The organism is Acidovorax sp. Q11 (assembly GCF_054950075.1).
This window is the reverse complement of the sequence record NZ_JBUDZG010000061.1, coordinates 1-5,489: the sequence shown is the minus strand read 5'-3', so window position 1 is coordinate 5,489 and position 5,489 is coordinate 1. Positions and strand designations below refer to the sequence as shown.

Sequence of the window (5,489 nt, the reverse complement as noted above, 5' to 3'; positions counted from 1 at the left end):
AGGGGCCGCAGGCAAGGCGCATCACTGCGCTATGTCCAAAGCCTTGATCCTGATGGGTGACTGGTGCGCTGCGGCGCAACCAAACATCGAGAACCAAGCGCGCGGTGAGTTCGAGGACGGGGGATGCGGTCTTGAAGGAGCAATCCGGATGGACAAAAAGGTGCGCTCTTGCGGTGCAGGGGCGTGTGTTTGCCACTTGACGGGGACGGCTAATGGGTGACCCCAATGCTTTCATGACCCCAGTGCTTTCACGAGTTAGCGGTCTTGCAAATAAAAGCCGAACTGCAAGCCTATATTGTTTTCCATTAGCAGAGCGCCAAGCTCTGGAGTGACCAAAGGCCCACCGCCAGTGCCATTGCCCTCCCAGTAGAACTGCAGCAAACACTCGAAACCAAGCTCATTTAATTGCGGAATTGCATGAAGTGGGTGGATTTGTTTAAGTATCCACGAGACATGTTGGTACACGTCAAACCCTTCAACGAAACCTTCACTGTTGAACGTCCAATGGTATCGAGGCAGATTGAGACGCTTAACGATGCCATTTTTGGCAAGCCGATGAAAGCTTGCTTGGCGCTCCGGCGATTCGTTGTCTGTATATCTAACTTCTATCGTCCCATCTCTTAGAAAGTTGTCTGGTAGTTCAGGACGTACATCCGAGCGAATATGAATTGAACAATAGTCAGCCATATTTTGAATCTTTCTCACTCTTCGCTGCCACCACGGCCGCCACCCCCACGCCCACCCCCTCGAATAAGATCGTTGGTAGTGGGCCTACCTCCTCTATTCTTGCCCCCGCGACCACTATCTCTCGTTTTGCATTGTTCATACTCATCCTTAAGTAAAAGTGCTGTGTCGCGGTTTGGCAAGTCGAAAGGTTTCTTTGGATTAAATCCTGGATGGCTTTTATCGAATGGGCCGTAATCAAATTTATTGGCTTCCCACCATTTCCAGAAGTCCGGATCATTGATGCCAAAAAAATTGTCAGCTAAGCCAAATAGGTCAATGAAGCTCAACGGATTGCCATTGACATATGCAAACCGATTCCACCCCCCATCCAACCCAATCGGGTCGGCCTGCGTATACCGCCCCGTACCCGGCGCATAAGTCCGGAAGTAGTTGTAATGGAGCCCCGTCTCCTTATCAAAGTACTGCCCCGGATACCGCAGGTTGAACGTGACTTCCGGGATGCTGGTGGCGCCCGTGGTCGGTGTGGTGCTCTCGCTGGTGAACCGCTTGGCCCCAATGGTGGGCTGTTCGTCTCCAAACGCACTGTACGCCCATTGCCATGCCACCTGGCCGTCGGGCTGGGTGAGTTTTCTTGGCGTGTTCAGGTGGTCGCTGTGGACGGCGTAGGTTTGGCCTTTGATCACTGCCGCTATCGGCATGGGGCCGCTGGCGGTGGGCAGGTAGATGTATTGGGCTGTGCCTGTGCTGTTGCTGCCGCCCGAGCCGTATTCGCCCAGCAGGCTGCCGTCTTCTGCGTAGACGTAGCTGTAGCCCAGCTTTTCTGCGTCGCTGGTGCCGGGGCTCCAGAGTTTGCTGAAGAAGTTGAGAATTTGCTGGATGAGGCCGGGTGGTTCTGCCTGGGTTTGCTTGTCGCTGTCTCCGTCTTCGCCGTCATCGGCCAGCAGGTTGTTCAGGTTCTTGGTGCTGGCGGGTTTGCCTGCGGCGCTGTACAGCGGCTCGGTCTTGAAGACGCGCTGGCCCAGGCCGTTGTGGGCGTACTTGGTGGTGGGTGCGTCTTCGCCTTCTCCGGTGCGGGCGCTTTCCATGCGGCCTTCGCTGTCGTATAGGTAGCTGGTCAGGCCGTCGCCCAGCAGGTCGCCTGCGCTGTTGTATTGGTAAGTGACGCTGGTGGTGGCGCTGTTGCCTGCCGCGCTGGTGGTTTGCTCAAAGCCCAGCAGGCGGTTGTGGCTGGCGTCGCCGCCATAGGTGCGGCTGGTGCTGGTGCCTGCCACGTCGCGGGTGCTGGTGGTGCGGTTGCCGTTGGTGTCGTACGAGAAGGTGGCGGTATCCACCGGGGCGTTGGCCGCCGTGGTTTTGGTGAAGCCGGTGATGCGGCCTGTGGGGCTGTATTGCACCGTCCAGGTGCTGGTGGCCTGGCTGATGGTGCTGGCCTGGGGGTTGGTGTTGGCCGGGCGCCAGAGTTTTTGCGTGAGGGTGTGGATGCGCCCTGCCGCGTCGTACTGGTAGCTGCTGAAGTCGGTGGCCGTGACCTGGCCTGCGGTGTTGTAGCTGCGGGTGGCCGGGATGGCGGCTGTGGCGCCGGGCAAGTTCCAGCTCCAGCCGGTGGGCTGGCCCAGGGGGTTCCAGGTGATGCCGCTGACCAGCGGCTGGCCCGCCAAGGTCAGGCCGGTGAGCTGGCCGGTGGTGTCGTACACATGCTGCAGCACTTGCCCGCCGGGGTAGGTGGTGCTGGCCAGCAGGCCCTGGGCGTTGTAGGCGTAGCTGACGCTGCGCGTGTCGCCGTTGATCAGGCGCTGGGTTTTGGTGGTGACGCGGCCATGGGCGTCGCGCTCGTAGGTGGTGGTGCCGCTGGGGTCGAGGATTTCGCCCAGATACCCCTTGCTTGCGGGGGTGAGGTCGTAGCGCAGGGTGGCGGTGCGCCCACCGGCATGGGTGATGAGCGTGGGGCGGCCCAGCAGGTCGCGTTCGATGGTGGTGGCCTGGCCCAGGGCGTCGGTGATGGTGCTGGGCAGGCCCAGGGCATCGTATTGGGCGCTCTCACTGCCGCTGTCGGGGCTGGTTTCGCTGGTGGCGTTGCCCAGGGCGTCGCGGGTGTAGGTGGTGGCTACGCCTTTGAAGTCGGTGGCCTGGGTGACGGCGTCGAGGGCGTTGTAGCTGAGGGACGCGGTGGCGTTTTCTGCATTGGTGATGGCCTTGGTGCGGCGCAAGGCGTCCAGGCTTTGGCTGGTGCCCTGGCCCAGGCCGTTCGTGGCGGCCACCCAGTCGCCGTTGGCGTCGTAGCCGTAGGTGGTGGTCTGGCTGCCCAGGGTCACGCTCTCTACCCGGTTAATGCTGTTGATGGTGCGTGCCAGGCGCCACACGAGTTGGCCCTGGGCATTGCGCAGGTCTTCGCGGGTGCGGTTGCCCATGGCGTCCAGGGTGTAGGCGCCAGAGTTGCCCCGGTTGTCGCTCCAGCCTGTGAGGCGCTGGGCGGCGTCGTAGGTGTAGGTGACCACATGGCCGTGTGGCAACGTAGCAGTGGTTACTTGGCCCGAGGGGCGGTAGGTGAGCGTGGTGAGCTGCCCACCCCGGTTGGTTGTGAGGACACGGCCCCGGGCGTCGTAGGTGTAGGTGGTGACCAGCCCCGTGGGCGCGGTGTGGGTCTGCACCCGCCCCGCTGCATCGTGGGTGTAGGTGTCTACATGGCCCAGGGCGTTGGTGGCGCGGGTCAGGTTGCCAGCGCTGTCGTACTGGTAGCTGGTGGTGGCGCCGTTGGGGGCGGTTTCGGTGGCAACGAGGCCGCTGGCGTGGTAGGTCCAGCTGGTGGTGCGGGTGGTGCCGTTTCCGGTGCCGCCACTGGTGTCGGTGATGGTTTCTGAGAGGCGGTTGCCCTGGCTGTCGTAAGTGTAGGTGGTGGTGCGGCCCGGTTGGGTGATGGTGACCGGCAGGCGCAGGCTGGGGTGCCATTGAGTGACGGTGGTGCGCTCTTCGGGAGTGCCTGCGGCTTCTGTCACTTTGACGGATAAACGTCGAGAGTTTTCCCACTCATATTGCGTCGTCTCACCCTGAAAACTCAATTCACCAGTAACAAGTCCGTACTCATTAAATGCCCTAGCACGCGCATCACGCATGCCAAGCGAATCGGGGGCAGTAGAACTTATTACCGCCAAATTACCATTTACAACTTTATAACCATAGCTACGCGAAGTATTAAGACCATCCACCACAAATGTCAATCCATCAATATCGGTCGGATAAGTGACACTGGTGGCATTCGCCCCTAGAGCCAAACTAGATGCCACAGCTCGCCCAAGCTGATCATATGAATAATTGGCGATACGATTATTATTTTCATCAACCACGCCAGTGACAGCATTGGGAAATCGACTGTTTTCATAAACATATCTTTTCCGAGACCCATCCTGGTAATTTACATCAATCAACCTCCCAGAGGCATCGTATCCATATTTAATTTGCCCTGAAGAAAAATTACCAGAAAAAACCAAACCTCCAACTTGATGATTAATATCAACAACCCTACCAAAGGCATTGCTTACTGATTTTAGAGAACCTGCCGCATCATGAGCAAAACTCATGACCCAGCCATTTCTTTGTTTTTGCGATTTTAACCGCCCAACCGAATCGAATTGCCAAGAAGCCTCTTCTTCAAAATTTTTATACTCGTAACCTATTAATCCACCATCGGCATTTCTCAACTCCACCAGGGAATCTTTAGAATTTATTATCTCCGGAGACCATGGCCCATCAATGCTAGCTGGGTCATCACGAAACATGTAGCCACTGACGCCAGCGCCTCTGAATCGAATCTCACTTCCATCACCCCGACGAATCAATATTGTCGCCAATTTGACGTCTCGGGTCTTAGCAGGAGCACCCGTCCGATATTGAGCAACACTACCCCAATATCTTTCAAGAGATGCATAAGAATTATCTCCAATACTCCAATGCCACCCCCAATTCAAACTGGAAAGAAGGAAATTAGGGTTGGCAACGGCTAGCAAACGAGACGATGGACCTCCCAGATATCGTCGAGTTATATTCAGAGGATGAGGGGAAGCATCTACGAAATCTCTCTCAATTAAATATTTTTGCCCAGTTGCAGGAAGTATAGGATTTTGCGTGTGCGACCCTGACGGATCTGCCGGACACATTTGTGGTGGATAAGTAGGATTGGGCAAAGTACCCGTAGGCTCCGTGCAATATATTAATTGCGAGCCATCCTGCGAACCCAGACCAACCTGCTCAACATTCAAATTACCCGGACACGACCAATAAGAGGTTAAAAGACCAAACAGCCCCTGATAAGTGCGAACCCCATCGCGATCTTGGTTTGTAGCCTGGCCAATGAAATTAACTTGCGCAGGCACACCATTAATCAAACCAGCATTTGAGGACACCGGAATTGGGCTTGAAAGTGATAATTTGCTACATCCATTATTAGAAACTTCAATGGAAGGGAGGCACGCCAAAAAATCAGCGGCATGCTTCTCATTGACAATGGACATATATTCACTTATTTCACCTCGAAATATTCCTTTATGAGTTTCCCCAACCCAAGTAAGAGTGGCAGGGGATGATATTTTATTAACTGCCGCATGCACTCCGACAGCCATCAAAGGAAAAATAGAAACAGCAGCAAAAAAATTAAATAACTTCATGTTTTAAATAGTTTTGGCAGGGCGGTCTCAAATCTGAAGTGCAACACCCTCACCGAGGGTAATGTACGCAAATGAGAACGAGATACGAACACTTGCAGCCAGAAGACAGAGTGACGTTGGCATCGCTGCGCCAGCAGGGCTGGA

3 protein-coding genes are annotated in these 5,489 nt (G+C 55.9%); 1 reads left to right on the top strand and 2 read right to left on the bottom strand.

What is annotated here, in order from left to right; genetic code table 11:
- The coding region (locus ACYZGB_RS22580) for a hypothetical protein (RefSeq protein WP_462391214.1) at nt 1–220 on the top strand (220 nt) is incomplete at its 5' end.
- A gap of 35 nt (nt 221–255) precedes the next feature.
- On the opposite strand, the gene ACYZGB_RS22575 is transcribed toward ACYZGB_RS22580, so the two are convergent.
- Both ACYZGB_RS22575 and ACYZGB_RS22570 read right to left on the bottom strand, forming a co-directional pair.
- Nucleotides 256–705: a hypothetical protein gene (locus ACYZGB_RS22575; protein WP_462391212.1), complete on the bottom strand. Its 450-nt coding sequence runs from the start codon at nt 703–705 to the stop codon at nt 256–258.
- On the bottom strand, nt 702–3,680 hold the full coding sequence (locus ACYZGB_RS22570) for an RHS repeat-associated core domain-containing protein (RefSeq protein ID WP_462391210.1): 2,979 nt from the start codon (nt 3,678–3,680) through the stop codon (nt 702–704). Before ACYZGB_RS22570 ends, ACYZGB_RS22575 begins: the two co-directional genes overlap by 4 nt.
- Nucleotides 3,681–5,489: the final 1,809 nt, after the last annotated feature.